The sequence below is a fragment of the Pararoseomonas sp. SCSIO 73927 genome (assembly GCF_037040815.1).
Taxonomy (GTDB): Bacteria; Pseudomonadota; Alphaproteobacteria; order Acetobacterales; family Acetobacteraceae; genus Roseomonas.
The window spans coordinates 509,004-534,573 of the sequence record NZ_CP146232.1; the positions used below are offsets into that span (position 1 = coordinate 509,004).

Consider the following 25,570-nt stretch of genomic DNA (forward strand, 5'->3'; position numbering starts at 1 on the left):
GGGGTGCTTTGAGCGGGCGATGTGGAACGAGCCGTATCTTGAGACCTGCTGCCGGGCGGCCCTTCACCGGCTGTTCCTGACGCATGGCGGCACCCGCCCGGCGGGATTGCCGGACGAGGCCTGCCTGCGCCGCCTCTGCACCATGGGCTTCGCCGAGGAGGTGACGCCCGGGCGTTTCGAGATGACCCCGGCCGGTTCCGCCCGGCACGCGAGCGAGGTGCTGAAGAACTCCGCGGCCTGAGGCGTTCAGGCGCCCCGCCAGGACGCCCCGCGCGGCGCCGGGGGTAGTCCGGCCATCCGCACCGGCTCGGCCAGCAGGCAGCCCGCCACCGCGTCCAGCGCATCGTCCCGCACGCCCGCCGCGCCGGGCTTCCACTCCATCATCTCCCGCGGGAAGGCGGTGCGGAACACCGCCTCGTGCGCGTGCAGGCGGCGCGCGGCCATCACCGGGTCCAACGCGCCGAGGATGCGCTCGTGCTTCGCCTTGCTGCTGTGGTGCTCCGTCACGGTGCAGGCGGCGCCGGCGCGGGCCATCTCCTGCCGCAGAAGCGGCGGCAGGAACTTGCCAATACCGTTCGTCTCCACCCGCACCACCGGCAGCAGCAGGTCCTTCGCGATCTGCGCCACGCGGCGGCACTGCTGCGTGGCGGGATCGGGCTGCGCCTCCGGGTCCTGGGTGATGTAGGCCAAGCGGTGCAGGTAGTGGTTCCCCTCCCCGTCGCAGAAGGTGGCGGCGAGGACGCTGGAATCCCCCTTGCCTTCCCGCCCGTAGGCCGGGTCCCAATACCCGCCGCCGGAGACGAGGCGGCGGCCGAGGAGGGAGAGGACCGGCCGCCCGTTCGCCTCGCGGTAGTCCGGCTCCTCGCCGTAGCGGACGAGGAGCGCGGGATCGAGCCGCGCGGCGCCGGAAGAGGCGCATTCCAGCATCATCTGCCGCCGGAACTGTAACGGCCCCACGCGGTCCTGCAGGGCGCGGATGGTCTCGCGCGGGAAGCGCTCCGGCCAGGCGCTGCGGCCGCCCGTGTTCATGACGGGAATGCGCAGCCGCCGGTAGGTGGCGAGGTAGGCGCCCTCCGTCTCCGCCGGCGCGTAGAGGCTCTCCGCGCAGTGCGGCGTGCCGACGAAGAGAATGGTGCCGCCCGGCGTCAGGATGAACTCGCACTCGGAGAGGCGCTCGCGCAGCTCCTCGCGCTTCCCCGGCGTGTCGCAGTTCCCCGCCACCTCCACGTCGTCGCAGACGATCAGCTCCGCCCGCGCGCCCGTCACGTTGCCGCCGATGCCCTGGGCGAGCATCGACGGTTCGCGGATCGCGCCGGGGCGGCGCACCGTGAAGCGGTCCGTCGCCCACATCCCGCCGCCGCCTAACAGGTGGCGGCAGAGCGGGTGGCGCTCAATGATCTTCCGCACCGTCGCCACCATGCGCGCCGCCAGCGTGTGATCGGCGGCGAGCACGAGAACCCGCAGTTCCGGCTGGACGGAGAGGCGCCACGCGCACCAAAGCCCCACCAGGGTGGACTTGCCGCAGCCGCGGAACGCCATCAGCAGCAGGCGCCGGTCCTCCCCCGCCTGGCGCGCCATCAGCCAGCGCGCCATGCGGCGGTGCACGCCGGGGGTGTTCACCCCGGCGCGCAGGTTCCAGGCGTAGAGGAATTCCAGGAAGTCGGGCTGGAGCCCTTCAGGCGGCGTCGTCATCCTCCGGTGTCTCCTCGCCTTCTTCCTGTTCCGCCAGTTGGATGGAGCGGCGGGCCTCCGCGATCAGCGCGCCCGCCTCGGCCACCGCGTCCGTCTCCACCTGCCCCTTGTCGAGCTTCATCAGGTGCTCGAGATGCGCGAGGGCGGAGCGCGCCGCCGCGTGGTGGGCGGTGAAGGCCTTCGGGTCCTCGTGCGTGCCGGGGGCCGGCCCGCGCGCGACGAAGGCCTCGTAATCCGCCACCACCTTGCGGATGGCGCGGCGCAGCTCCTCCGGCGTCAGGGGGCTCACGTCTTCACCGCCCGCACGCGCACCGTGCCGGGGTTCAGGTCGATCGCCGCGCCGCTGCGGTTCCAGGCCGTGACGGTGATCACGTCCTGCGCCCCCACCTGGGCGAGGAACATGACGCCGGAGGTGGAGAGGCTGAAGGCCGCCTGGACGAAGTCGCCCGGCCGCACCCCCGTGCAGGGCACGTTGAGCGAGGCCGAGGCGCCGGCGGCGATGGAAGGCGGGTCCCACGGCGCCTCCGCCTTCAGGTCCCGCGCCCCGTGCGGCAGCTCCGGCGTGCCGTAGAGCACGGCCGGGCTCTGCGAGGGATCGCAGGCCAGGCGCATGCTCCGCACCTCGTAGTCGGTCCCCACGCGCGCCACGCCGATGATCGCCGCCTGCACCTGCGGCGCCAGGCGGATCACCTGCAGCCGCGTCAGGTTCGCGTCGTTGCTGTCCGCGTTGCCCTGCCACCACCGCGGCCCCTCCACGTAGGTGAGCGACATGCCGGAGGCCCGCACCATCGCTCCGTCCGCCGCGGTGAGCAGCGCGCCCCCCGCGCCGAAGCACTGGATGACCATGCGCGGGTCGTCGGCGTCCACCGCCAGCGCGAACTCCTTGCACTTGCGCGCATCGACCACGAAGCCGAGGCCGCGCCCGCCCGGCAGGATCACGCCGCGATCCGTCAGCACGTAGCCCTCGAGCGACGGGAAGGCGAATTGCGGCAGGACCGTCGGCGCGTTGCTGACATTGGTGGAAAGGCAGGCCAGCCTCTCGAAGCCCGTCTCCGTCGCGCTCCAGCGGATGGCCGCCGCGCGCAGGTTCGGCACCTCCGCCAGCGTGCGGGTGGCCTCCCGGTGCGCCGCCGCCTGGTGGAAGCAGCGCACCACGCTCCCCACGCGCGTCGCGGTCGCCGCGTAGTCGATGTCCACCCCGTAGGCCTGGCTGGCCCAGGCCACCTCGTAGAGGTGATCCTGTGCCCCGGCGGTGTGGCGGGCGACGTAGGCGTCGCAGCCCTCCATCCGGACGTTGCGGGCCACCACGGCGCGGGAGTTCACCTCCATCAGGAAGGGGATGCCGTCGATCGGCCGGTCCCGCGTCTGCAGCTCGAAGGCCGGCCCGTCGAAGACGTGGCGGTTATGCGCGACATAGGCCCCCGGCGCGGCGGAGAGACGGACGCCGTAGCGGTCCTTGTCCGGATAGGTGGCCAGGGAGTGCGCGAAGTGCCCGCCATAGTAGCGCACCGAGGTGTTCCAGGCCGCCGCGCTCGCCGTACGCACGTCCAGCCCGTAGCGGTTGTCCACGATGCGGCCGAGATGGAGCACGGTGTCCTCGAAGCCGCGCTCCACGCCCAGGGTCTGCACGCCGATGGTGAACATCTCGGCCTGGCGGACCTCGATCAGCCCGGAATCCTGGTTGCGGATGAGGATGCCGATGTCCCGCTCATCCTCCCAGGAGGAGAGGCCGGCGCGCAGCACGCGCAGGCCGAGATACATCTTCGTGCGGTTCCGCACGTTGCCGCCGTCGCCCAGAGTCAGCGCCGCCTCCCCACCCGCGCCGGCGTAGAGGATGGCGCCGCGCATGGAGAGACCCGCCGCGGCGCCGGGAAGCGTCAGCGGGAGCGTGGTGCGATAGGTCCCCTCCCCGATATCGAGGAACTTGCCGGAAGCCGCGGCCGCGTTCATCGCCGCCTGCAGCGCCGGCCCGTCATCCGTCACCCCGTCCCCCGTCGCGCCGAAATCGCGCGCGGAGAGCCGCTCGGAGAGCTTGTCCTCCACCGTGCGCGGGATCGCGCCGGGGAAGGGTGCGGAGAGCGTCGCCTCGCCGCGGGAGAAGGTGGCGATGTCGCCGAGGCTGTCGAAGCCCAGCAGCCGGTTGGCGCGGGCCCCGCGCTGCGGCAGCACGAACCGCCCGCCGGCCTCGCCAGGCCCCTGCCGGACCGTACCGGTCGCCTCCTCCCGCACCTCCTGCAGCGCGGCCATCTGCCGGTCCAGCTCGTCGTTCAGCGTGCTCGCCCGCAGCACGCCATTGGGCTGGTAGTCCGTCACCCGCTCCATCCTGAGGTGGCGCCGCAGCACCACCCTGGCGCCGGCCGCCGGCGCCACGGCGAAGGTGACGAGGCCCCCCTCTGAGTTCCCGGCGCCGGAGACGGCGTAGCCGGCGCCGATGGAGAGGCCATCGACGTGCACCGCGAGATCCGCGGCGCCGAAGACGGGAAAGGGATAGACGAAGGCGGTCTGCGCGCCATCGGCCACGTACTGCACGCGCGGCGCGATGTCGCCGATGCGGATGTGCTCGGCCATTAGGATTCTCCGGTTCCGCCGCGTGGGCGTGGGGTTGTCAGTCCAGCAGGCTCTTCACGACGCGGCCGAGGCCCTGCCCCGCGCGAACCCAGTTGTTCAGCGAGGTGTCCCCATCCAGCAGCGATCGGCGATTGGCCGAGAGCCGCGCGGCGTAGACCGTGTCGTCCGCGCCCTGCGCCTCCGCCGCCGCGGCCCGCAGCCCGGCCGCCATGGCGGCGCCGGACCCCTCGTTCGGGCTCACCCCGCCCGCCGCCAGCCGCGCGCGGGAGGAGGCGATGGTGCGGTCCAGCGCGCGCTGCCGCTCCACGGAGTTCTGCGCGGCCTGCGCGGCCAGCACCTCCTCCTGCGCCTGCTGCTGCACCTGCGCGTTCGCCTGCTGGATCTGCGCGTTCTTCTTCTGCCGCTTCGCCGCCTCCATCTGCGAGTAGATGGAGGCGCCGGTGGCGGCGAGCGTCACCACGGGGGCAAGCTGTGCCATCAGTCGGTCGTCCTCGTCTCGGTGGTCACGGAAAGAAGGGTGAAGGGCAGCGGCGCCGAATCCTCGATGCGCCAGAGCGGCGCGAGGCCGTCCCGCCGCCAGCCGAAGGCCCGCAGAGTCACGTCGCCCGTGAAGGCGGCCGGCGGTGCGTCCAGCAGCGGCCCGTCCAGCCGCCGGAAGGGCACGGGCCGCACGCCGCGGCCGGTATCCACGGCCAGCGCGCCCGTTCCCAGCAGCCGGAAGGTGACGGCGACCAGCCGCACCGGCCCCATCCGCGCCCCGGCGGCGGAGGCCGTCTCCGGCGGCATCGGCTCCACCACATGGGTGAAGGGAAGCCCCGCCTGCACGCTGCGGGCGGCGGGATCGACCGAAATCGCCCCGCCTATCACCGTCGCGGGATCGCGCGGCGCGCCATCGGCCACCACCGCGACACGTCGTCCCTCCAGGTGCCCCAGCCCGGACCAGACCGTGCCGGCGGCGTTGCCGGTGGGGGAGCTCGCCGCGTCCAGCGCCAGCGCGTCGTCGAAGCGCTCCAGCCGGAAGCCGCCGGCGCGCTCCACCACCGCGTAGACCGTGCCCTCGATCTCCGCCAGCGAGCGGAAGGCGCCGTCCGTCTCCTGCCGCGTCCAGCCCGTGACGCCCTCGGCCCGGTAGATCGTCAGCGTCGCCAGCCCGCCATCCGCCACCGCCAGGTGCAGCAGGCGCCGCCGGGAATCGTAGGCCATGGCGACGGGCGAGACGATCAGGTGCCGCGCCGCCAGCGCCAGGTCGTCCGCCTGATAGGCCTGCTGCAGGTCGGTGTAGGAGAACTCGTGCACCGCCCGCCCGGAGCGCCCGACGAAAACGGTGGATCCATCGACGTCGAGGGGCGGCACGCTGCGGTCAGCGGGCGACCCCACGCGGGTCTGCCGCGTCACCTGGATCGAGGCGGGGGTGAGCGGATCGCCCGTCACCATCCATTCCGCGCCCGAGGTGAAAACCTGCAGGTGCCGCCCCGCGAAGACCGCGCGCACGGCGTTCAGCTGATCCGACACCAGCCCGAAGGCGATCGCCTGGTCGTCCAATCCTTCCCCGAGATCGAAGTTGAACGGATCGGCGGTGCGGGAGAACCACAGCCAGTTCGGCAGGCTCCGCGCACCGCCCAGCACCAGCCGCCCCTGGTGGAAGCAGGCGCTGGTGGGCCAGCCGCGCACCGCCCCGAAGGCGCTCTCGTCCCACTCCGCGATCGCGTCCGTGCCGGGCAGCGTGTCCTGCACCGTCGCCGTGACCGCCGTGGGCGAGGTGCGGCCCGTGACGAGCACCCGCCGCCCCGCCAGGCGCAGCCGCACCCCCACATGCCCGGCCTCGAACACGGCGGCGGAGGCGGTGATCGTCACGCTCCCCGTCGTTGCGCTCGGCGTCAGCGTCACCCCGGCCGGCGCGAAGCGGTGGAACGGCTCCGCGCCGAAGGCCATTGGCCGCACCGACCACTCGCCGGACGGCGCGCGGGCGATGATCTGCGGCCGCATGTCCCGGTGCAAAAGCAGCAGCATCTCAGCGTTCTGCGTGAACGCGATCTGCGGCAGCATCGCCTCCGTCCAGGGTCCGCCCAGCTCGACCACCGAGGTGTCGCCCTGGAACACGCGCACCGCACCCTCGCGCAGCGCGAGCAGGTGGGTCTGCTCCGTGCTCACCTCGAACGGCACCAGCCGCGCGCGGCCCGGCAGGGTCGCGATGTGTCGCAGCCCCGGCCGGCGCTGCACGCCGCCGGTGGGCTGGATGAAGATGTTGCGGAGCCTCGCCGCCCCGTTGCCCCAGGCCGGCACGTCGCCGCGCCCAAGCAGTTCCGGCGCCAGCTCCCCGGCCGTGAAGGCCGTCTTGGCGCGCTTGATGACGGGCATCGCGATCAGCCCCGCACGCCGATAAGAGGGAAGCTCTCGATGGCCCGCGGCGTCGCCTGCTGGCTGTCCGCCAGCCGCGCCTGGCGCAGCTCCGTCTCCGCGATCCGGTGCAGCATATCCGCGCGCGATGTGCTCTCCGTCAGCGGCAGGCAGAACTCCGCCGCCAGCCGCGCGACGAGGGCCGCAGCGAAGAAGGGCGGGAACTCCGCTTCGGCCGGGCGGAACACGTAGGTCAGCGTTACGCGGTAGGGATCGGCGTGCAGCCGCCCCTCGTTGATCCGGTAGGCGATGCCCCGCCCGCGCCCGCTGCCCGCGGAGATCACGCGCAGCAGCCCCGCCGGCAGCTGGAAGGCGTTGGAGAAGTCGGCCACCGGCACCGCATCCAGCCGGTTCAGCTCCATCTGCCCCGTCGCGAAGGACCAGGGATGACAGGAGAGCAGCGCGTCCCGCGTGCCCGGGTAGAGGTTGGCCGAGACCTCCGCCTCGGCCGTCCCCTCCTCTAGGGAGGCGATGGGCTGCGCGCCGACCTTGAGCAGCGCGCGCGAGCAGAGGGCGAGGGCGGACAGCGCCATCGGTTCGGTGCCTCCAGAAGAGGTTGTCGGAAGGGCTTGCGCGGGGGCCGGCGCCGGAGCGGCCGCGAACGTCGCGCCACGGCGTGCGCGGAACAGGCGCGAGTCACCGTGCGCCGGCCTCACGCGCCACGCGCACCGGCCGGGGCCGCGGCGCGCTCGTCGTCTCGGGAGAAGGAGGGGGCCGCGCGGCATCGCCGCGCGGCCCCGGGCAGGCGACTACTCCGCGGCGCGCATCCGCACGACACCGGCGCCATCGATCAGCACTGCGCCCTGGCTCATCATGTTGTTCACGAAGTGCGCAGCGCGGTCGCCGTGCCAGGTGATGTCGGTCATCACGTCCTGCGCCACGGCGTGGCCAATCGCCGTGCGGTGGTAGAAGTAGCAGAAGCGCAGGTTGCCGCTCCTCGTCAGGCCGGAATGCGGCATCCACAGCGCGCCGAGCCAGCGCTTCGCCTGCATGCCCTTCCAGGGAAGGTCAGCGTCGCCGATGTAGTCGGAATTGGCGAACTCCTCGATCTGCAGCAGCTGGCTCCACTGCTTCCAGCCCACCACGGCGTAACGGTTGCCGTCGTCCGGCACGTCGGCGGCGCCCAGCGCCTCGAAGGCCAGCAGCACCTTCTGCTTCGTCAGCCCGTCCGTGTCGGTCGTGCCGGCCGCGGTGCCCACCGCCTCCTGCGTCGCGGTGTCGAGGGCGGCGATGATCAGCTCGTCCGTCTTGCGCCCCAGCGCGTAGGCGCCGGCATTGGCCACCACGGCGCGCTCGTCCACGCTGGACTTGATCTCGTCCAGCTTATCCACCCACTCGCCGGCGTAGTAGTCCTGCAGGAAGCACTCCACCGCGGAGTAGTCGAGGTTCATCACGGGCACCACGCCGTTGCGCGCCTTCGCCGCCGCCGTGCCCTTCCCGACGCGGGGGAAGACGGTGGAGGCACCGGCAATGCCGGTCTTGGAGCGCACGGTCGGGCGCAGCTTGCTGCCCTGGCGCTGATAGGCCTCGTGCACCTCGGCCTGAAACTGCTTCACGAAAGCCTGGTCGATCGTGGCGGACACGCGGTCCTCCTTCGAAATGGGTTTGGGGCACGATGGAGGCGGCCGACCGGTTGGCACGGTGAATCCACGGGGCGAACCGGGGGCGAACCGGGGCCGGGCGGCGCTCGGAACGGCGCGCGCCCGCCGCGGCCCGTGGACGGGGTCCAGGGGCCGGGCGGGTTGATCGCGCCGGAAAGGGAGAAAACGAGAAGGGCCCCGCTCCGCCGTGCGAAGGGGGCCCTTTCGGGAAATAGGACGGGGGCGGGCGGCACCAGGGGGAAGTAGGGTGCCACCCGCCCCCGTAGCCGGCCCGCACGAGGGGGGATGCGGGACCGGCGCGGACGGGAGCCACCCTTGGGGGGATGCAGTCGGTGACTGCCCGTCGCATGGAGGTATCGGGAAAACGCCGCTTCCCGATTCCGGTTTCAGTAGCTTACGCAGAAAACCTGAAGATCAGGTTGAGGGTTTTGCATCACCCTCCCGTGAGCCTCCGGAAGCCCTCCGTCACCTTCCTCACGAAGTCCGGCTCGCGGCTCCGCCAGTAGCGGGGGTCGCGCATCATCTTCCGCAGCGCCGCCTCGTCCATCGGTTCCGGCGCCGCGCCGCGGCGTGCCAGGCCGGGCTCGCCCTTCTCCATCATGCGGTGCAGCGCGATCACCCCGTCCGCCGTGGTGGAGAGCGCGGAGACCACCTCCTCCGGCAGGTTGGCACGCCCCCAGGCCGCGATCTGCCTCGCCGTGCGCCGGTACCGCTCCTCCCCGCCGAACTCGGCCCGCAGCCGGTCCCGCTGGCGCTCCGCCTCGAACTGGCCGGCCGCCTCCGCCACGATCGGCAGCAGCCGCTCCGCCGCCAGGTCGTACACCACCTGCACCTGCGCCGGGGTGAAGCCTGCACGGTGCAGCATGGCGTTCACCTCGGGGTCGGCCCCCACCAGCTCGTGCCGCTGCTCCACCACGTACTCCTCGGCGGTCTCCGGCACGCCGATCGCCCGGCGGAAGCGCTGCCGCTCGTCCTCCGGCGCGTCCTCGGCCGGCGGCGAGAAGCGGGCGGAGAGCTTCTTCTCCAGCTCGCGGTACGACTTCAGCAGCGCCTCCGTCCGCAGCGCGCCGCGCTCGGCGTCCCAGAACTTCTCCGGCACCTCCTCCGGCCGCTCGGCCCGCTCGGGCTGCGCCCTCGTCTCGTCAGGCCCGTCCTCGTGCTTCGGCTCGGCCTCCAGCAGGTTCTCGCTCATGCGGCCTTCTCCTGATTGGGCATCTTGGTGGGCGCGGGCACCAGGATGGCGCCCGGGGCAGAAAGGGTGCGGGCTAGGTGACGGGCCGCCGCGGGCAGGTCCACGACCCCCGCCGCCCCCGGCCCCAGCGCCGCCACGGCCTGGAGGAACAGCAGGGTGTTGGACGCATCCGCACGCCCCTGCACCCGCGCCAGCGGCGACTGGTAGGCGATCCGCGCCTCTCCCCCGTCCAGAGGGATCGGCGGCACCTCCCCGCGCCGCCTGAGGATGGAGAGGCAGCGCGCCACCAGCGGCGTCAGCAGCTCCGCCTGCAGCCGGCCATAGGTCGCGCCCAGCAGCCGCGCCGTCTCCGCGCTCCGCTCCAGCACCTCCGTCGCCGTCATCCCCGGCCGCTGCGGCACAGAGAGCCGGTCCGCCAGCAGGGCGGAACGGATCCGCGCCCGCATGTCCGCCAGCACAAGCTGCGACACGTCGAAGGACCCTGGCGCCGCCAGCGGCGTCAGCCCGGCCGACCCCACCGCCTTGGGGATGATGCTCCCCGGCTCCAGCCGCACCGTCGCCGGGTTCAGCACCCCGTCGTCATCGGCCTGCCAGATCCCCGTGGCGGCGATGGAGGCGTTCTTCAGCACCAGCTCCACCACCTTGTTCGCCGTGCGGATGTCCGGCAGCGCCTTCATCACGGGGCCGCGGCCGTAGGTCTCGCCGGGCGCCTTCATCCAGCGGAAGGCCAGGAAAGGGCTCTCCTCGAACCGCCCGCTCGCCAGCAGAGTCCCGTTGCCATCCCGCTCCAGCACCGCCGCGAAGCGCGGCCCGGACCGCCCGGGCCACACCGCCTCGATCACGGGGTGCGTCGCCTCCGGGTCGTCCGACCCGAAGATCCCGGCCGGCAGGCTCGCCTCCGGGTAGCGCGCCGCCATCGCGTCCGCCGTCATCCGCACCAGCCGGAACACCGTGTCCAGCCGCCCCGTCGCCCCCTCCTCCAGCACCGCCTCCCGCAGCGGCACCGCGGTGAAGCGCAGGGCGGAGGGCTCGCCCGGCGGGGCCTCCTCCACCAGCACCACCCCCGTCCCGGCAACCACCAGGTCCAGGAAGGCCTGGTGCATTTCGAGGGCGAAGTTGGACCGGTCCAGATGCCCCTGCAGCACCTCCGCCGCCCGCTCCAGCACCCCCGGATCGGCGGCCTCGTCCACGGGCGCCAGCCCGAACCAGCGCGACCAGGGCGGCGTCAGCTCCGCCAGCAGGGAGGCCGCCAGTCCTTCCGCCGCGTCCGCCGCCGTCCCGTCGTACAGCGCCGGCCCGCCCGAGCCCGGGGTGGTGGAGAGGACATGGTCGTAGCAGTCCCGCCACACGCTCTCCCACGGGCGCCGCCGCTCCAGGGCGCGCCCGGCGCGCGCGATGATCTCGTCGGGCGTCATGCCGCGATCCCCCTCTCGGGACGCCGCGGAAAGAGGGTGCTCTCGCCCATTCGCCGGCCTGCTCCTCTGATTGAGAACCCCGGCCCGAAAAGGGACAGGCCCGGCGCCGGAGGGGACCGGGCCGGGCCTGAGACGCTTCAGGAGATCGGGGAGGAAGCCACCGGGCACAGCTTGCCCGTTGTCAGGGGTGTTCTAACCGGGCGCCTCACCACCGTAAAGAACATTTTCCTTACGATGGGAAAGTTTCTCCAGTCCCCGGAAAAGCCCGTAAGGGGTCACGGCGAAGGGCGCCGCGGGCCCCAGCAGCGCCCGGCACAGCGAGACGCAGGAGAGCGGCACCACGCCGGGCATGCCCCGCGCCGGTGCCCCCGGCACGAAGGGTCCGAGCACCCGGCACCCGGCCCGCTGCCAGAAGCCCGGTAGGTCGAAGGCCGGCTCGACCCCGAGCCGCGTCACCAGCAGCCGCCCCGAGAGAGGGTCCAGCACCGTCCATCCCGAATCGTCCCGCAGCCCCGCGAAGCAGTGCCGAAAGCCCCGGCGCAGCAGCCGCGCCCAGCCCTGGTCCGCCCCGCCGCCGAAAGCGATCCACAGCGCCTGCGGCCGCGAATCGGCCGCGCGGCGATGCCCCGCCCCCATCGCGTCAACCCCAGCACGCCCGGCCCCCGAACGGCGATCGCCGCCCCGGTCTCCCGGGGTGGCGAGCAGATCGGGCGCCACCACGATCAGCGCCTGAATCATGGGCTTCAGGGCACCGGAAAGGCCACCACGCCGCCCTCGGCCCCGCGCGGCGCCGGCCCCGCCACGATCCCCTTCAGCCGCAGCGGCCAGTCCAGCCGCTCCATCGCCTCGCGCCACAGCCGGTGGTCGCCGCGCTCCCGCAGGGCGGCCGGATCGGGGGCCGTGCCGCGCTCCCCCCAGATCCGCATGATGCGGGCATGGGCAAGGTCGATCCGCCGCTGGCGGTACAGCCGGTCCAGGCACTTCACCACGTCGTCCGGCTCGCAGGGCCGCGTCACCAACCCGCGGCCGGACACGATCCGTGCGCCGTCGCGCCGGGCGACGAGGGCGGCCATGGTCCAGAACCAGGCCTCCTCCGCGCTGACGAAGGGCTGCATCCTATCCTGGCCTGGGGCGGTGGAAGGCGTGGCGCGCAGCGCGCCGGCAGAAGGACGGGTCATCGGGGGCTGATCCCTATCGGTTGTGAACACAACATGAACATCAACCCACGCCGATGTGAACGTCAAGCCGATTCTATGATCGAATTCCTGTTGCCCACAGATTCCTCACCTATAAGATGCCGGGCATGCAGCACAGCGACATCTGGCGCGCGATCGACGCGCTGGCGGCGGAGAACGGCCTCTCCGCCTCCGGCCTCGCCCGCAAGGCGGGTCTCGATCCCACAGCCTTCAACCCCTCCAAGCGTATCGGCCCGGACGGCCGCGCCCGCTGGCCCTCCACGGAGAGCGTGGCGAAGGTCCTCGCCGCCACCGGCTCGGGCATGGACGCCTTCGCCAGCCTCATCACCGGCAATCTCCGCGCCGCCGCCCGCCCGAGCCGCCGCATCCCCCTGATCGGCCTCGCCCAGGCCGGCAGCTCCGGCTATTTCGACGATGGCGGCTACCCCGTCGGCGGCGGCTGGGACGAGATCAGCCTGCCGGAGGTCGGCGACCCCAATGCCTACGCCCTGGAGATCAGCGGCGACTCGATGGAGCCGGTCTTCCGGGACGGCGACATCATCATTGTCTCCCCCTCCGCCCCCGTCCGCCGCGGCGACCGCGTGGTGGTCCGCACCAAGGGCGGCGAGGTGATGGCGAAGGAGCTGCTCCGCCAATCCGCCCGCCGCGTGGAGCTCGCCAGTCTCAACCCCGCCCACCCGAACTACAGCTTCGGGCTGGAGGAGCTGACCTGGATGCACCGCATCGTCTGGGCGAGCCAGTAGGGGCGAGCCAATAGGAGCCAGCCGATAGGCAGCCGGCCGGCGGGCGGCCCTCAGTCCCCCGCCGCGCCCTCGGCCAGCAGCCGCAGCACCTTCTTCGGGTCCTGCTCGCCGGAGAGCACCATCACCCGCCCGTCCGGCATCGTCACCGGCGCCATCCCTGCCTGCTCGTAGGCGCGCAGCATGCCCTGCCCCACCCCGGCGAAGGCGGGCGCCACCCCGGCTGCGTCGCACAGGTCGCGGAAGCGCCAAATGGCGTTGATCCGCGCCTCCGGCATCCCCGACGGATCGCCCTCCGCCACCCACACCCCATCCAGCTTGCGGAACGGGAAGCCCGCCCGGTCGCCATCGGCGAAGATCACGCCGTCCGCGTGATCCGGCAGGGCCGCCCCCAGTGCCGAGAGCCGGGCCTGGGAGGATTCGTCGTAATCCTCTGTCCGGATCCGCGCCGGGCGCAGCAGGCGGAAGCAGGCGAAGAGCAGCAGCGCCACCACCGCCAGCACGGCGAAGCGCAGCGGCGCCGGCGTCCCGGATTCTACCACCACCTCCCACCAGGCCGCGGTGGAGAAGCGCCCGTGATAGGCCACCGTCGCCAGCGTCAGCCCGCAGATCACCCCCGCGGCCAGAGAGAACACGCGCGAGGCCGTCAGCGGCTCCCCCGTCAGCCGCGCGTCCCGGTAGAAGGCGTGCCGCATCGCCGCCAGGAACAGACCCGTGCCGAGATAACCCGCCGCCACCCACCAGGGATCGCCCCGGACCAGCAGGATCCAGACCCCGTTGGCCAGCAGGAACAGCCCTGCCCACCAGGCGATCCGCAGCCGCCGCAGCATGCCGTAGGAGACCACGAGCAGCAGGGACCCGACGATGGAGGCCGCGAACTGGCTCGCCAGCGCCGCCCACTCCCCGCCCCAGCTGGCGAAGTCCGTCGCCCGCGCCGGCAGCGCGCCCACGAACAGCAGCACCACGCCCCCCAGCCCCGTCAGCCCGGCCAGCACGGGCACCTCCAGCGCCCCCGTCACCCGCGCCTCCGTCTGCAGCCGCGCCCCGGAAGGCCGGCGCTGGTTCAGCTCGAAGGCCGCGAAGAGCCCGCCCGCGATGAAGAGCGGCACGATGTAGTAGAATAGCCGGAACAGCAGCACCGCCCCCACCACCTGGGCGGACGGCAGGTAGGGCTCCAGGCTCAGCAGGATGAAGCCGTCGAACACGCCGAGGCCGCCCGGCACGCTCGCAGCCAGCCCCGCCGTGTAGGCCGCGATGTAGATGCCCAGGAACCGCCAGTAGGTCAGCCCCGGCGCGTCCGGCAGCAGCGCGTAGAAGATCGCCGCCGTCACCGCCACGTCCACGCTCGCCAGCGCCACCTGCGCCAGCGCCATGCGGAACCCCGGCAGGTCGATCCGGTGCTTGAAGACCGTGAAGTGCGGCAGGAAGCGGGAGAGCACGAGATAGACGGCGACGATGCACCACATCAGCACGCCCACCGCCTGCGCCACCCAGGCCGGCACCGCCTCCCCCTCCCCCACCCAGGGCAGCACGGAAGGTTCCAGCACCAGCACCAGCCCGCCCAGTGCAAAGCCCCCCAGCCCGAAGGTGAGGGAGGTGAAGGCGATCACCTTCGCGATCTCGACCGGCGTCAGCCCCCAGGCCGCGTAGAACCGGTACCGCACCGCCGCGCCGGACACGGCGGCGAAGCCCAGGTTGTGCGCCAGCGTGTAGGCGCAGAACGATGCCAGGGACGTCCGCAGGTAGGAGATCGGCTTCCCCGCATAGACCGACCCCAGCCGGTCGTAGACGGTGAGCACGGCGTAGGCGATCAGCGTCCAGCCGCCCGCGATCCAGAGCTTGGCCGGCGAGGTTCCCTCCAGCGCCCGCCCGACATCGGCGACGGAGAGGCTCCGGAACTCCTTCTGCACGACGTAGAGCGCCCCCACGAGCAGGGCCAGGCCGAAGACGGTCGGCCCGTGCTTGCGGATCAGCGCCCAGCTCATGCGGCGGCCACGTCCTTGTTCAGGGTGCCCTCGATCAGGGCCACCGTCTCGGGGATGCCGTAGAGCGCGACGAAGCCGCCGAAGCGCGGCCCCTCCTCCTGCCCAAGCAGCACCTGGTAGATTGCCGCGAACCAGGCCCTGGAAACCCCCGGCCGGGACGGATCCTTGCCCGGCTGCAGGAAGGGCTCCCGCCGCCCCGCGTCATAGACCAGGTCCTGGATGGCCCCGGGCCGCTCCGCGGCCGGCAGCGCCTCGATCCGCCCCGCGTTCTCCCGCAGCAGCGCGGCAAGGTGCAGCAGCGCCTCCCGCTCCGCCTCCGTCGCCGCCCGGAACCGCTTCGTCGGCTTCACCACGTCCCGGTAGTAGGCGCTCGCCCGCTCCACCAGGGTCGCCAGCATCGGCGAGGTGTCGGGCGTCGCCTCCGGCGCGTGCCGCCGCAGGTAGCCCCACAGCATCTCCGGCGTCTCGGCATTCGCCGCCACCGCCAGGTTCAGCAGCAGGGTGAAGGTGATCGGGCTTCCCGCCCCGTTCGGCAGCGCCCCGCCATGGATATGCCAGGCCGGGTTCGCCGGATCATGGGCCGCCCGCAGCTTCTCCACATTCGCCAGGTACTCGTCCGTGGCGCGCGGGATGACGTCGAAGTGCAGCCGCTTCGCCCGCCCGGGCTGCCCGTACATGAACTGGGACAGGCTCTCGGGCGGCGCGTAGCGCAGCCACTCGTCGATCGTCAGCCCGTTGCCCTTGCTCTTGCTGATCTTCTGCCCCTCGGCGTCCAGGAACAGCTCGTAGGTGAAGCCCACCGGCGGCTCCCCGCCCAGCACCCGGCAGATGGCGGAGGAAAGCTTCACGCTGTCGATCAGGTCCTTGCCGGACATCTCGTAGTCGACGCCCAGCGCGTACCAGCGCAGCGCCCAGTCCGCCTTCCACTGGGCCTTCACATGGCCCCCCGTCACCGGCGTCTCGAACCGCTCCCCCGTCTCCGGGTCCCGCCAGACGATCGTGCCGTCCGCCACCCGCGCCTCCTCGACCGGCACCTGCATCACCAGCCCGGTCCTGGGATGGATCGGCAGGAATGGGGAGTAGGTCGCCCGCCGGTCCGGCCCCAGCGTCGGCAGGATCACCCCCCGCACCTCCTCGTGCACCGCCAGCATCCGCAGCAGCGCCTCGTCGAAGCGGCCGGACGCGTAGTACTCGGTCGAGGAGGCGAACTCGAACTCGAACCCGAAGGCCTCCAGGAAGGCCCGCAGCCGCGCGTTGTTGTGCGCCCCGTAGCTCTCATGGGTCCCGAACGGGTCGGGAATGCGGGAGACCGGCTTTCCCAGGTTGGCCCGCAGCAGCTCCGGATTCGGGACGTTGTCCGGCACCTTCCGCAGCGCGTCCATGTCGTCCGAGAAGGCCACCAGCCGGGAGGGCATCCCCGTCAGCCGCTCGAAGGCCCGCCGCACCCAGGTCGTGCGCGCCACCTCCCCGAAGGTGCCGATATGCGGCAGCCCGGAGGGCCCGTACCCCGTCTCGAACAGCGCCGTCCCCTTGGCTTTCACCGTGGCCCGGTCGGCCACCTTCGCCGCCTCCTCGAAAGGCCAGGCGCGCACGTCGCGGAGGGAGGGGTCGGCAGGAGGGCGTTCCATCGCCCGGCCCACATGCCCCCGCGCCCCGGCCGGGTCAACGGAGAGGCACGCCGCCGGGAAATGAGGCGATTCCGCGACAGGGCGGGTCTGGTTCCCGGAACAAGCGCCTCGCATCGCCCCCCACCGCCTGTATAAGCCCCGTGCCACACCGGCACGGGTGGGCCCGGAACGGCCCGCCGCGGCAACAACGCCTCGAGGGAAGATAAGGTCATGCGCGTTGGGGTTTTCGGAGCGACGGGCGCGGTCGGCAAGGAACTGGTGCAGGTCCTGGGCGACCGCGGCTACCCGGTGACCGAGCTGCGCCTCTTCGCCTCCACCCGCAGCGCCGGCACCCGAATTCCCACCCCCTTCGGCGAGAAAACGATCGAGGTCTACGACCCCGCCAGCCCGCCGCGCCTGGACCTGGCCCTGCTCGCCGTCTCCGGCGACTGGTCCAAGGCCCACGCGAAGGAGCTGGTGGCCGCCGGCGCCCTGGTGGTGGACAACTCCTCCGCCTTCCGCCTGGACGAGGATGTCCCCCTGGTCGTGCCCGAGGTGAACGCCGGGGCCGCGAAGGGCGCCCGCCTCATCGCCAACCCGAACTGCACCACCGCCATCCTGGCCGTGGCCCTCGCCCCCCTGCACGCCGCCTTCGGCGTGAAGCGCGTCATCGTCTCCACCTACCAGGCCGCCTCTGGCGCGGGCGCCGAGGGCATGGAGGAGCTGGAGGCGGGGCTGAAGGAGGTCCTCCTCAACGGCGGCACGGCGAAGAACAGCGTGTTCCGCCACCCGCTGCCGATGAACCTCATCCCGCACATCGATAGCTTCCAGCCCAACGGCTACACGCGGGAGGAGATGAAGGTCACCTGGGAGACCCGGAAGATCATGGGCCTGCCGGACCTCCTGGTCTCCTGCACCGCCGTCCGCGTGCCCACCCTGCGCGCCCACGCGGAGGCCGTGACGATCGAGACGGTGAAGCCCATCACCCCGGAGGCCGCCCGCGCCGTCCTCGCCTCCGCTCCCGGCGTAAAGCTGGTGGACGACGTGGAGAACGCCGCCTACCCGATGCCGCTGACCGCCAGCGGCCAGGACGACGTCGAGGCCGGCCGCATCCGCCAGAGCCTCGTCTTCGGCGACCACGGCATCGACTTCTTCGTCGTCGGCGACCAGCTGCTGAAGGGCGCCGCCCTGAACGCGGTCCAGATCGCCGAGGCCCTGCCGGTGGCGGTGGCCGCCTGAGAGACGGGCGGGGAGGGTCTCCCTCCCCGCCCTCCCCCGCCCGACCAAAACCCCGCCGCGCGCGTTACCCCTCCCTGCCGGAAGGCCGCAGCCACGGATGGGAGCTTCGCGATCGTGACGGGACGGAAGGCCTGGCTCCTGGCAATCCCGGAGCGGGTCACGCGCATGGAGCGCTGGACCCTCGTGGCCATCGCCCTCACGGCCGCCTCCCTCTTCGCTTTCGTCAACCTCGCCGCCGAGGTGACCGACGGCGACACCAACGCCTTCGACCGCGCCGTCCTCCTGGCGCTCCGCAACCCCGCCGACCCCTCCGACCCGATCGGCCCGCGCTGGCTGGAGGAGATGATGCGCGACCTTACCGCCCTCGGCGGCAACCTCGTGCTCGCCCTCCTCTCCCTCTCCATCACCGGCTTCCTGGTCCTCACGGGGAAGCGCCGGGCCGCCGCCATGATCGCGGCCTCCCTCATCACCGGCACGCTGGTGGCCCATGCCCTGAAATGGGGCTTCGACCGCCCGCGCCCTGACCTCGTCCCGCACGGCACGGCCGTCTACACGCAGAGCTTCCCCAGCGCGCACGCCATGCTCTCCGCCATCGTCTACCTCACCCTCGGCGCCCTCCTCGCCCGGGTGCAGGCGGCCTGGCGGGTCAAGATCTATCTCCTGACCGTGGCCGTGCTCCTCACCGTCATCATCGGGCTGAGCCGCGTCTACCTCGGCGTCCACTGGCCCACGGACGTCCTGGCCGGCTGGGCGGTGGGCGCCGCCTGGGCGCTGCTGTGCTGGCTCGTCCTGCTCTCCATCCAGCGCGCCCGCCGCCGAGCGCGGCAGAGAGCCGATACCTCCGTCATAGCCCGCCGGGAGGCGGCACCAGAACACTGACCGCGCCCGGCAGCACCCGGAACCGCGCCGGCGTCCGCGTCGTCAGCTCGCCATCCGTGTTCACCGGCCGCGGGCGCCGCGTCCGGATCTCGATCTCCTGGGAGCTCGCCGTCCGAACCTCCTGCCACAGCCCGTGCCGGCCGGACCGGAAGGCCGGGTAGATCATCGCCAGCTTCCAGACTCCCTCGAACTCCAGGCTGTAGAGGTTGAGCCGGCCGTCATCGATCGCCGCCGCCTCGTCGATCGTCATCCCGCCGCCGTAGAAGCGCCCGTTCCCCACCGCCACCTGCAGCGTCCGCACCCGGTGCGCCTCGCCGTCGTGCTGGATCACGGCGCGGAAGGGCCGCATCTTCCACAGCGCCCGGCAGGTCGCCAGGGCGTAGCCCAGCCGCCCCCAGCGCCGCTTCACCTCCCCCGTCAGCTCACGCGTCACCGCCACGCTCAGCCCGACGCTGGCCACGTTGAAGAAGGGATGGCCGTTGACCTCCCCCAGGTCGATCCGGCGCGGCACGCCCTCGATCACCACCCGCACCGCCTCCTCAAGCTCCAGCGGGATCCCAAGCGTCCGCGCCAGGTCGTTCGCGGTGCCCAGCGGGAGAAGGCCCAGCGGCAGCCCCGTCTCGATCAGCGCCGGCGCGGCGGAGTTCATCGTTCCGTCACCGCCACCCAGCACCACCATGTCCACAGACCCCGCCATCCGGCGGATAGCCGCGCGAAGCCCCTCGGCATCGGTGCAGGGCTCGCGCACCAACCGGATCCCGCCGCGCTCCAGCGCGGCGGCCGCCGCATCGGCCCCCTCCGGGCCCCGGCGGCTCTTCTCATTGGCCACGAACAGGGCACGCCGCACCGGCCGATCCCCGGCCAACGGCCCGCTGAGGGCCCCGGCTTCAACACCGCCGCTCATCCGGTCTGGCCACCTTTCGGCCGGTTCCCGAACAAGGGCCACCCCGCGCGGGGAGCACCTCCGACAGAATTCAACACCACGGCACCCCTTTTCCCGCCTCCCCGGACAAGGCCGGGATGACACCAAGCCGAACCACCGGCCCCGCCACAACGTTCCTTGCCGGCCCCTCGGCGCGGACCGGACATGATGATTTCTTCCAACAGCAACCGCCTCGAGCTCCTCGCCCGCCTCGGTTACGCGGCGAGAGGGCTCGTGAACCTCCTTATCGGGCTCCTGGCGCTCCTCGCCGCCTTCGGGCGGGACACGGGCGAAGAGGTCGCGGGCTCGCGGGGCGCCCTGGAGGCGCTGTTATCCCAGGCCTGGGGCAGCGCGCTGCTCGCGGTGGTGGCGCTCGGCCTTTTCGGCTTCGCCCTCTGGCGCCTCCTGCAATCCGTCCTGGACGCGGACCGCCGGGGCCGCTCCCCCTCAGCCCTCGTCGCCCGCGCCGGCCAGCTCGTCTCCGCCGCGATCTACGTCAGCCTTGGGATCTTCGCCGTCAGCCTCCTCACCGGCTCCGCCGCTGGCGGCGAGGAGGAACAGGCCGCCCGCGACTGGACGCGCTGGCTCCTCCGGCAGCCCTTCGGCCGCTGGCTCACCGGGGCCGTCGCGCTGGCCGTGCTCGGGACAGGGATCGCCATGGCCGCGAAGGCCTGGACCGCCTCCTTCCGCAAGCACCTCGCCTGCGGCCCCGGCATCGCCAACTGGGTCATCCCCCTCGGCCGGGCCGGCTACGCGGCCCGGTCCGTCGTGTTCCTGATCATCGCCGCCTTCCTGCTGCTCGCGGCCTGGCAGTCCGACGCCGGCGAGGCGCGCGGCCTCGGCGGCGCCCTGCTCGCCCTGCAGGAACAGCCCCTGGGCCAGGCCGCCTACGCCATCGTTGCCCTCGGCCTCGCCGCCTTCGGAGCGTTCGAGTTTGCCGAGGCACGGTACCGCCACATCGCGACCCCGACGGAGGCGGAGATCGCGAAAGGCGCACTGAGGCGCTGATAGAACAGGCTCGGCCATCGGCCCGGCGGCTCGCGGTCCCCGCTTAACTGTCCCAGGTTGCTTCCTGGGACAGCTTGCGGCCGAATCCCCGCAACCGTCCCTTCCCCCCTGGCCCGGCGCAGGACACCCTGATCACAACAAAACGATCAGGGAACGTCCACGATGCACCGCCGCCTTCTCCTCGGCAGCGCCCTCGCGCTGCCCGCCCTCACCGCCCGCGCGCAAGCCCCCTACCCCGACCGCGCCATCACCCTCGTCGAGGGCTACCCGCCCGGCGGCGTCACCGACCTCGCCTCCCGCGCGGTGGCCGAGCCCATGTCGCGCGCCCTCGGGGTCCCCGTCGTGGTCGAGAACCGCCCGGGTGCCGCCACCTCCGTTGCCGCCACCTACGGCGCCCGCGCCCGGCCGGACGGTCACACCCTGGTCATGGGCACCACCACCCTCGCCATCAACCAGACCCTCCAGCCCAACCTGACGCCGAAGGACCCGGCGCGGGAACTGGACGCGATCGGGACCGTGTTCCGCACCCCCTTCATCCTCCACGTCCACCCCTCCGTCCCCGCCCGGAACGTCGCGGAACTCATCGCCCACTGCAAGGCGAACCCCGGCAAGGTCCTCTTCGGCTCCCCCGGCACCGGCTCCGTCAGCCACCTCTGCCTGGAACTCTTCCGCTCCCGCGCCGGGATCGACATCGTCCACGTCCCCTATCGCGGCGGCGCCCCCGCCGCGCTGGACCTGCGCCAGGGCCGCGTCCACGCCGTGTTCCAGGCCATCCAGGAGGCCAAGACCACCCTCTCCGACGGCGGCACCCGCGGCCTCGCCGTCACGGCCAGCGCCCCCATCGCCGGCTACCCGGAGCTCCCGCCCGTCGCACAGACCCTGCCGGGCTTCGAGGTCTTCTTCTGGCAAGGCCTCTTCGCCCCCGCCGGCACCCCCGCCCCGGTCATCGCCCGCGCCGCCGCCGCCCTCCGCACCGCGACCGAGGACGCGGCGCTCCGCGCCCGCATGGCCGACCAGGGCGTGGAGCTCGTCAGCGGCGACGCCGCCATGCTGCGCGACGCCCTGGTGAACGACACCCGCCGCTGGGGCGACGTGATCCGCGAGGCGAACATCCGCCTCGAGTAGCCACCGCCCATCGCCGAAGCCCGCCCCCTCCTCCCGGACAGATCATGACCATCAGCAACCTGACCTCCCGCATTCCGGGCTTCCACCGCATGAGCACGGCGGAGCGGCTGGAGGCCGTCGCCGCCTTCTCGAACCTGGACGAGGCGACGCAGGCCCAGCTCGCCGCCCCCGGCAACATCGACCCGCACCTGGCCGACCACATGATCGAGAACGTGGTCGCCACCCTCTCCATTCCCATCGGCGTCGCCACCAACATGCGCGTCGATGGGAAGGACGTGCTGGTGCCGATGGCCACGGAGGAATCCTCCGTCGTCGCCGCCGTCTGCAACTCCGCGCGCCAGTGCTACGAGTCCGGCGGCTTCACCACCTCCGTCTCCGGCAACCTGATGATCGCCCAGGTCCAGCTCGTCGGCGTGACCGACCCGGAGAACGCCCGCCTCCGCATCCTCGAGAAGCGCGAGGAGGTCGCCGCCACCTGCGACGGCTGCGACCCCATGCTCGTCAGCCTCGGCGGCGGCTTCCGCGACCTCGAGGTTCGCGTCGTCCCCTCCCGCGGCGGCCCGATGGTCGTCACGCACCTCATTGTCGACACCTGCGACGCCATGGGCGCCAACACCGTCAACACCATGGCCGAGACCCTCGCCCCGAGGATCGAGGCCTGGACCGGCGGCAAGGTCTTCCTCCGCATCCTCTCCAACCTCGCCGACCGCCGCCTCGCCCGCGCTCGCGCCACCTGGACCGCCGAAGCCATCGGCGGAGAGGCCGTGCGCGACGGCATGATCAGCGCCTACCACTTCGCGGAAGCCGACCCTTACCGCGCCGCCACCCACAACAAGGGCATCATGAACGGCATCTCCGCCGTGGTGCTCGCCACCGGCAACGATACCCGCGCGGTGGAGGCCGGCGCCCACGCCTTCGCCGCCCGCAACGGCCGCTACACCAGCCTCACCAACTGGGAGGTCACGGCGGAAGGCCACCTCGCCGGCTCCATCGAGGTCCCTCTCCCCGTCGGCCTCGTCGGCGGCGCCACGAAGATCCACCCCACGGCCCGCGCCTGCCTGAAGATCCTGGGCGTCTCCACCGCGGCGGAACTCGCCCGCATCATCGCCGCCGTCGGCCTTGCCCAGAACTTCGGCGCCATGAAGGCCCTCGCCACCACCGGCATCCAGAAGGGCCACATGGCCCTGCACGCCAACAACGTCGCCATCGCCGCCGGCGCCACCGGCGACGAGGTGGCCCGCCTCGCCGCCCTCCTCGTGGAGCGCCGGCAGGTCCGCCAGGACGTGGCGGTGGCGGAGCTGGAGCGGATGCGCGCCGGCTAGCCCCCCAGCCGCTCGCGGAGAAAGGCGATGAAGCGCGGGTCGCTCGCATGCGCCACGTTCAGCCGCAGTATGGGAACCGCCGCCTGCCGCTCGGGGCTGAACACCGCCCCGGGCGCCAGGAAGATGCTCCGCGCCGCCGCCTCCCGCACGATCGCCGCCTCCTCCACCCCGTCCGGCAGTGGCGTCCACAGATAGAACCCGCCGCCCGGCGGCCGCGGCGGCCTCAGCCCCACGGCCGCCAGGTCGCGCAGAGCCTCGTCCGTCGCCCGCTCCACCCGCGTCCGCAGCCGCCGCAGGTGGCGCAGGTAGTGCCCGCCGGCCATCAACCCCGCCACCAGCCGCTCCGCGTACTGGGACGTCGCCACCACCGTCAGCAGCTTCATGTGCCCGAGCGCCCGCAACAGCTCCGGCGCCGCCGCCACGAACCCCACCCGCAGCGAGGCCGAGAGCGTCTTGGAGAAGGTGCCGACGTGCAGCACCCGCCGCAGCCCGTCCAGCGCCGCCAGCCGCGTCGCCATGGCGGGCAGGATGTCGGCGAAGGGATCGTCCTCCACGATATGGAACCCGTGCCGCTCCGCCGCCTGCAGCACCGCGTGCGCCACGGCCGGCACCAGCGTCCCTCCCGTCGGATTGTGCGCCAGCGATTGCGTGAAGAAGAGCTTCGGCCGCACCACCGCCAGCTTCTCCGCCAGATCCTCCAGATCCGGCCCCTCCGGCCCGCGCCGCACCCCCACGATCCGCGCCCGCGCCAGCCGCAGCTTGCCGAACAGCGGGTAGTAGCCGGGATCGTCCACCAGCACCGCGTCCCCCGGCTCCACCATGTGCCGGATGATCAGGTCCAGCGCGTGGTTCGCCCCGCCGGTCAGCAGCACCTGGTCCGGCGGGCAGGGAATCGCCCGCTCCTGCAGCGAGAGCGCGATCCGCTCCCGCAGCGGCGCGTAGCCCCAGGCGCTGCCATAGTCGTGCGCCCCGCCCTGCGTCCCGAAGCGCGCAGCCCGGGCGAAATGCGCCCCGAGTTCCGACTCCTCCATCCAAGCCGGCGGCGGCCGCCCCTCGCCAGGCCGCACGGCGTAGTGCGCCTCCGTCTGCTCCCGCAGCAGCGAGACGAGGTCCAGCGCCTCCTCCACCTCCGGCCCGATCCGCCGGGGCGGCATGCGCGGCGCCGCCGCCACGAAATACCCCGCCCCCCGCCGCGCCTCCAGGTGGCCGGACGCGACGAGCTGGTCATAGGCGACCGCCAGCGTGTTCTTGGAGACGCCCCTGTCCCGCGCCCCCTTCCGCACCGAGGCCACGCGCTCCCCCGGCCTCAGCGTCCCGCCCTCGATCGCGGCCGTGACCCGCTCGACGATCGTGCTGGCCTTGGACGGGATGGACATGGCGGGATTCCAGCACGCCGCCGGCATCATGCGAAAGGGGCGGGCGCCACCGGCACCCGCCCCCCCCCTCGGAAAACCTGCCCGGTTGCCCGGGCAGCACCTCACCCGGCGAGGGTGCGCCCGGCCGAACCCAGGTCGGCGAAGGCCTCGTCCAGCCGCTTCGCCACGCCCTTCTCGCCGGCCCGCAGCCACTTGCGGGGGTCGTAGAACTTCTTCTGCGGCTTGCCCGTGGCGGGGTCGATCTGGTGCTTGAAGGCCACCGGGTTGGCATCGACGTAGGCGCCCACCGGCTCGGAGAAAGCGAACTGCGTGTCCGTGTCGATGTTCATCTTGAACACGCCGTAGGAAACCGCCTCCGCGATCTTGTCCTTCTCGGAACCGGAGCCGCCGTGGAAGACAAGGCTCATCGGCTTCGCGCCACCGCCGAACTTGCCGGCCACCGCCTCCTGCGAGGCCTTCAGGATCTCCGGCCGCAGCTTCACGTTGCCCGGCGCGTACACGCCGTGCACGTTCCCGAAGGAGGCCGCCATGGTGATGTGCCCGATCGGCGACAGCACCTCCCAGGCCTTCAGCACGTCCTCGGGCTGGGTGTAGAGGTGGGCGTTGTCGGCGCTCTCGTCGATGTCGTGCCCGATCCCGTCCTCCTCGCCGCCGGTCACGCCGAGCTCGATCTCCAGGCTCATCCCCAGCGGCGCCATGCGCTTCAGCACGGTCGCGCACTCCGCGATGTTCACGTCCAGCGGCTCGGCCGAGAGGTCGATCATGTGGGAGGAGTAGAGCGGCTTGCCCGTCCGCTTCATGTGCTCCTCGCCGTGGTCGATCAGCTTGTTGATCCAGGGCAGCAGCGAGCGGTCGGCGTGGTCGGTGTGCAGCACGACGCAGACGCCGTAGGCGGCCGCGAGCGTGTGCACGTGCTGCGCCGCGGAAACCGCGCCCAGCACCCGGGCCGCGTCGGCGTCCGGGCAGCCCTCGCCGCCGAAGAAGCGCGCACCGCCGTTGGAGAGCTGGATGATGACGTCGGACTTGTTCTTCGCCGCCGCCTCCAGCACCGCGTTGATGGAGTTCGTCCCCACCACGTTCACCGCCGGCAGGGCGTAGCCGCCCTCGCGGCAGGCCTCGAGCAGGGTCAGGTAGTCCTGGCCGGTCACGACACCCGGCTTCAGCTTCGTGTTGGTGCCCGACGGCGCAATTTGGTCCACGCTCTGCCTTCCCGCGTCCTGTTGATCCGAGTGCCCGGATAGCCGCCTTATACAAGCTAAGCACTCCGCCGAACCCTCCTCTGCGCGAAAGATTCGGCAAAAGATTG

23 protein-coding genes are annotated in these 25,570 nt (G+C 72.4%); 7 read left to right on the forward strand and 16 right to left on the reverse strand.

All coding sequences use genetic code 11. The features are described 5' to 3' along the window. Window positions 1-19: 19 nt before the first annotated feature. Window positions 20-241 carry a hypothetical protein gene (locus VQH23_RS02450; protein ID WP_338666038.1) on the forward strand — a complete coding sequence of 74 codons (222 nt, stop codon included), beginning with the start codon at window positions 20-22 and terminating at the stop codon, window positions 239-241. 5 nt (window positions 242-246) lie between these two features. Here the strand turns inward: VQH23_RS02450 and terL are convergent, their stop codons facing one another. From terL to VQH23_RS02505, 11 genes are all read right to left on the reverse strand, one after another. Beyond that, a complete protein-coding gene (gene terL / locus VQH23_RS02455) occupies window positions 247-1,692 on the reverse strand; it encodes a phage terminase large subunit (RefSeq protein ID WP_338664029.1) in 1,446 nt (481 codons plus the stop codon). Beyond that, window positions 1,676-1,981 (reverse strand): hypothetical protein, encoded by a 306-nt coding sequence (locus VQH23_RS02460; RefSeq protein WP_338664030.1) that lies wholly within the window; start codon window positions 1,979-1,981, stop codon window positions 1,676-1,678. The genes terL and VQH23_RS02460 overlap by 17 nt, the downstream gene beginning before the upstream one ends. Next, a complete protein-coding gene (locus tag VQH23_RS02465; RefSeq protein WP_338664032.1) occupies window positions 1,978-4,260 on the reverse strand; it encodes a glycosyl hydrolase family 28-related protein in 2,283 nt (760 codons plus the stop codon). The genes VQH23_RS02460 and VQH23_RS02465 overlap by 4 nt, the downstream gene beginning before the upstream one ends. A 37-nt stretch (window positions 4,261-4,297) precedes the next feature. Next, the gene (locus tag VQH23_RS02470; protein ID WP_338664033.1) at window positions 4,298-4,738 is read right to left on the reverse strand and encodes a hypothetical protein; all 441 of its coding nucleotides are present in this window, start codon (window positions 4,736-4,738) and stop codon (window positions 4,298-4,300) included. Continuing rightward, window positions 4,738-6,618, reverse strand: coding sequence for a hypothetical protein (locus VQH23_RS02475; RefSeq protein WP_338664034.1), 1,881 nt, complete (start codon window positions 6,616-6,618; stop codon window positions 4,738-4,740). The genes VQH23_RS02470 and VQH23_RS02475 overlap by 1 nt, the downstream gene beginning before the upstream one ends. Window positions 6,619-6,623: 5 nt before the next feature. After that, window positions 6,624-7,190, reverse strand: a complete 567-nt coding sequence (locus tag VQH23_RS02480; RefSeq protein ID WP_338664035.1) for a hypothetical protein — start codon at window positions 7,188-7,190, stop codon at window positions 6,624-6,626. A 216-nt stretch (window positions 7,191-7,406) separates the two neighbouring features. Then, window positions 7,407-8,240: a phage capsid protein gene (locus tag VQH23_RS02485; RefSeq protein WP_338664036.1), complete on the reverse strand. Its 834-nt coding sequence runs from the start codon at window positions 8,238-8,240 to the stop codon at window positions 7,407-7,409. A 451-nt stretch (window positions 8,241-8,691) separates the two neighbouring features. Further along, window positions 8,692-9,450, reverse strand: a complete 759-nt coding sequence (locus tag VQH23_RS02490) for a capsid assembly protein (RefSeq protein ID WP_338664037.1) — start codon at window positions 9,448-9,450, stop codon at window positions 8,692-8,694. Then, entirely contained in the window at window positions 9,447-10,865 is a 1,419-nt protein-coding gene (locus tag VQH23_RS02495) for a portal protein (protein WP_338664038.1), read from the reverse strand. Before VQH23_RS02495 ends, VQH23_RS02490 begins: the two co-directional genes overlap by 4 nt. A gap of 192 nt (window positions 10,866-11,057) precedes the next feature. Next, on the reverse strand, window positions 11,058-11,603 hold the full coding sequence (locus VQH23_RS02500; RefSeq protein ID WP_338664039.1) for a hypothetical protein: 546 nt from the start codon (window positions 11,601-11,603) through the stop codon (window positions 11,058-11,060). Window positions 11,604-11,608: 5 nt separating this feature from the next. Continuing rightward, window positions 11,609-11,980 carry a hypothetical protein gene (locus VQH23_RS02505; protein WP_338664040.1) on the reverse strand — a complete coding sequence of 124 codons (372 nt, stop codon included), beginning with the start codon at window positions 11,978-11,980 and terminating at the stop codon, window positions 11,609-11,611. Between the two features lie 188 nt (window positions 11,981-12,168). Between VQH23_RS02505 and VQH23_RS02510 the strand changes: the two genes are divergently transcribed. After that, complete coding sequence (locus VQH23_RS02510; RefSeq protein ID WP_338664041.1) at window positions 12,169-12,804, forward strand: helix-turn-helix transcriptional regulator; 636 nt, start codon at window positions 12,169-12,171, stop codon at window positions 12,802-12,804. Window positions 12,805-12,854: 50 nt separating this feature from the next. Here VQH23_RS02510 and VQH23_RS02515 read toward each other — a convergent pair whose 3' ends face one another. Both VQH23_RS02515 and VQH23_RS02520 read right to left on the reverse strand, forming a co-directional pair. After that, the gene (locus VQH23_RS02515; RefSeq protein ID WP_338664042.1) at window positions 12,855-14,786 is read right to left on the reverse strand and encodes a lysylphosphatidylglycerol synthase domain-containing protein; all 1,932 of its coding nucleotides are present in this window, start codon (window positions 14,784-14,786) and stop codon (window positions 12,855-12,857) included. Beyond that, a complete protein-coding gene (locus tag VQH23_RS02520) occupies window positions 14,783-16,414 on the reverse strand; it encodes a lysine--tRNA ligase (RefSeq protein ID WP_338664043.1) in 1,632 nt (543 codons plus the stop codon). The genes VQH23_RS02515 and VQH23_RS02520 overlap by 4 nt, the downstream gene beginning before the upstream one ends. A 210-nt stretch (window positions 16,415-16,624) precedes the next feature. Between VQH23_RS02520 and VQH23_RS02525 the strand changes: the two genes are divergently transcribed. Continuing rightward, on the forward strand, window positions 16,625-17,632 hold the full coding sequence (locus VQH23_RS02525) for an aspartate-semialdehyde dehydrogenase (RefSeq protein ID WP_338664044.1): 1,008 nt from the start codon (window positions 16,625-16,627) through the stop codon (window positions 17,630-17,632). 114 nt (window positions 17,633-17,746) lie between these two features. After that, on the forward strand, window positions 17,747-18,511 hold the full coding sequence (locus VQH23_RS02530) for a phosphatase PAP2 family protein (protein ID WP_338664045.1): 765 nt from the start codon (window positions 17,747-17,749) through the stop codon (window positions 18,509-18,511). Here the strand turns inward: VQH23_RS02530 and VQH23_RS02535 are convergent. Beyond that, window positions 18,477-19,358, reverse strand: coding sequence for a lipid kinase (locus tag VQH23_RS02535; protein ID WP_338664046.1), 882 nt, complete (start codon window positions 19,356-19,358; stop codon window positions 18,477-18,479). The two genes, VQH23_RS02530 and VQH23_RS02535, sit on opposite strands and share 35 nt — an antisense overlap. Before the next feature lie 240 nt (window positions 19,359-19,598). On the opposite strand from VQH23_RS02535, the gene VQH23_RS02540 reads away from it, so the two are divergent. From VQH23_RS02540 to VQH23_RS02550, 3 genes are all read left to right on the forward strand, one after another. Next, the gene (locus VQH23_RS02540; RefSeq protein ID WP_338664047.1) at window positions 19,599-20,441 is read left to right on the forward strand and encodes a DUF1206 domain-containing protein; all 843 of its coding nucleotides are present in this window, start codon (window positions 19,599-19,601) and stop codon (window positions 20,439-20,441) included. 162 nt (window positions 20,442-20,603) lie between these two features. Next, on the forward strand, window positions 20,604-21,566 hold the full coding sequence (locus VQH23_RS02545) for a tripartite tricarboxylate transporter substrate-binding protein (protein ID WP_338664048.1): 963 nt from the start codon (window positions 20,604-20,606) through the stop codon (window positions 21,564-21,566). Between the two features lie 44 nt (window positions 21,567-21,610). Continuing rightward, a complete protein-coding gene (locus VQH23_RS02550; protein ID WP_338664049.1) occupies window positions 21,611-22,888 on the forward strand; it encodes a hydroxymethylglutaryl-CoA reductase, degradative in 1,278 nt (425 codons plus the stop codon). Here the strand turns inward: VQH23_RS02550 and VQH23_RS02555 are convergent. Beyond that, a complete protein-coding gene (locus tag VQH23_RS02555; protein WP_338664050.1) occupies window positions 22,885-24,264 on the reverse strand; it encodes a PLP-dependent aminotransferase family protein in 1,380 nt (459 codons plus the stop codon). The two genes, VQH23_RS02550 and VQH23_RS02555, sit on opposite strands and share 4 nt — an antisense overlap. 101 nt (window positions 24,265-24,365) lie before the next feature. After that, window positions 24,366-25,463: a class II fructose-bisphosphate aldolase gene (fbaA, locus tag VQH23_RS02560; protein WP_338664051.1), complete on the reverse strand. Its 1,098-nt coding sequence runs from the start codon at window positions 25,461-25,463 to the stop codon at window positions 24,366-24,368. Window positions 25,464-25,570: the final 107 nt, after the last annotated feature.

Coding starts and splice junctions, on each gene's coding strand:
- VQH23_RS02510 (WP_338664041.1), top strand. CDS start 12,169: ATGCAGCACAGCGACATCTGGCGCGCGATCGACGCGCTGGCGGCGGAG.
- VQH23_RS02525 (WP_338664044.1), top strand. CDS start 16,625: ATGCGCGTTGGGGTTTTCGGAGCGACGGGCGCGGTCGGCAAGGAACTG.
- VQH23_RS02470 (WP_338664033.1), bottom strand. CDS start 4,738: ATGGCACAGCTTGCCCCCGTGGTGACGCTCGCCGCCACCGGCGCCTCC.
- VQH23_RS02515 (WP_338664042.1), bottom strand. CDS start 14,786: ATGAGCTGGGCGCTGATCCGCAAGCACGGGCCGACCGTCTTCGGCCTG.
- VQH23_RS02540 (WP_338664047.1), top strand. CDS start 19,599: ATGATGATTTCTTCCAACAGCAACCGCCTCGAGCTCCTCGCCCGCCTC.
- VQH23_RS02450 (WP_338666038.1), top strand. CDS start 20: ATGTGGAACGAGCCGTATCTTGAGACCTGCTGCCGGGCGGCCCTTCAC.
- VQH23_RS02555 (WP_338664050.1), bottom strand. CDS start 24,264: ATGTCCATCCCGTCCAAGGCCAGCACGATCGTCGAGCGGGTCACGGCC.
- VQH23_RS02550 (WP_338664049.1), top strand. CDS start 21,611: ATGACCATCAGCAACCTGACCTCCCGCATTCCGGGCTTCCACCGCATG.
- VQH23_RS02495 (WP_338664038.1), bottom strand. CDS start 10,865: ATGACGCCCGACGAGATCATCGCGCGCGCCGGGCGCGCCCTGGAGCGG.
- terL (WP_338664029.1), bottom strand. CDS start 1,692: ATGACGACGCCGCCTGAAGGGCTCCAGCCCGACTTCCTGGAATTCCTC.
- VQH23_RS02545 (WP_338664048.1), top strand. CDS start 20,604: ATGCACCGCCGCCTTCTCCTCGGCAGCGCCCTCGCGCTGCCCGCCCTC.
- VQH23_RS02490 (WP_338664037.1), bottom strand. CDS start 9,450: ATGAGCGAGAACCTGCTGGAGGCCGAGCCGAAGCACGAGGACGGGCCT.
- VQH23_RS02505 (WP_338664040.1), bottom strand. CDS start 11,980: ATGCAGCCCTTCGTCAGCGCGGAGGAGGCCTGGTTCTGGACCATGGCC.
- VQH23_RS02475 (WP_338664034.1), bottom strand. CDS start 6,618: ATGCCCGTCATCAAGCGCGCCAAGACGGCCTTCACGGCCGGGGAGCTG.
- VQH23_RS02465 (WP_338664032.1), bottom strand. CDS start 4,260: ATGGCCGAGCACATCCGCATCGGCGACATCGCGCCGCGCGTGCAGTAC.
- VQH23_RS02480 (WP_338664035.1), bottom strand. CDS start 7,190: ATGGCGCTGTCCGCCCTCGCCCTCTGCTCGCGCGCGCTGCTCAAGGTC.
- VQH23_RS02500 (WP_338664039.1), bottom strand. CDS start 11,603: ATGATTCAGGCGCTGATCGTGGTGGCGCCCGATCTGCTCGCCACCCCG.
- VQH23_RS02520 (WP_338664043.1), bottom strand. CDS start 16,414: ATGGAACGCCCTCCTGCCGACCCCTCCCTCCGCGACGTGCGCGCCTGG.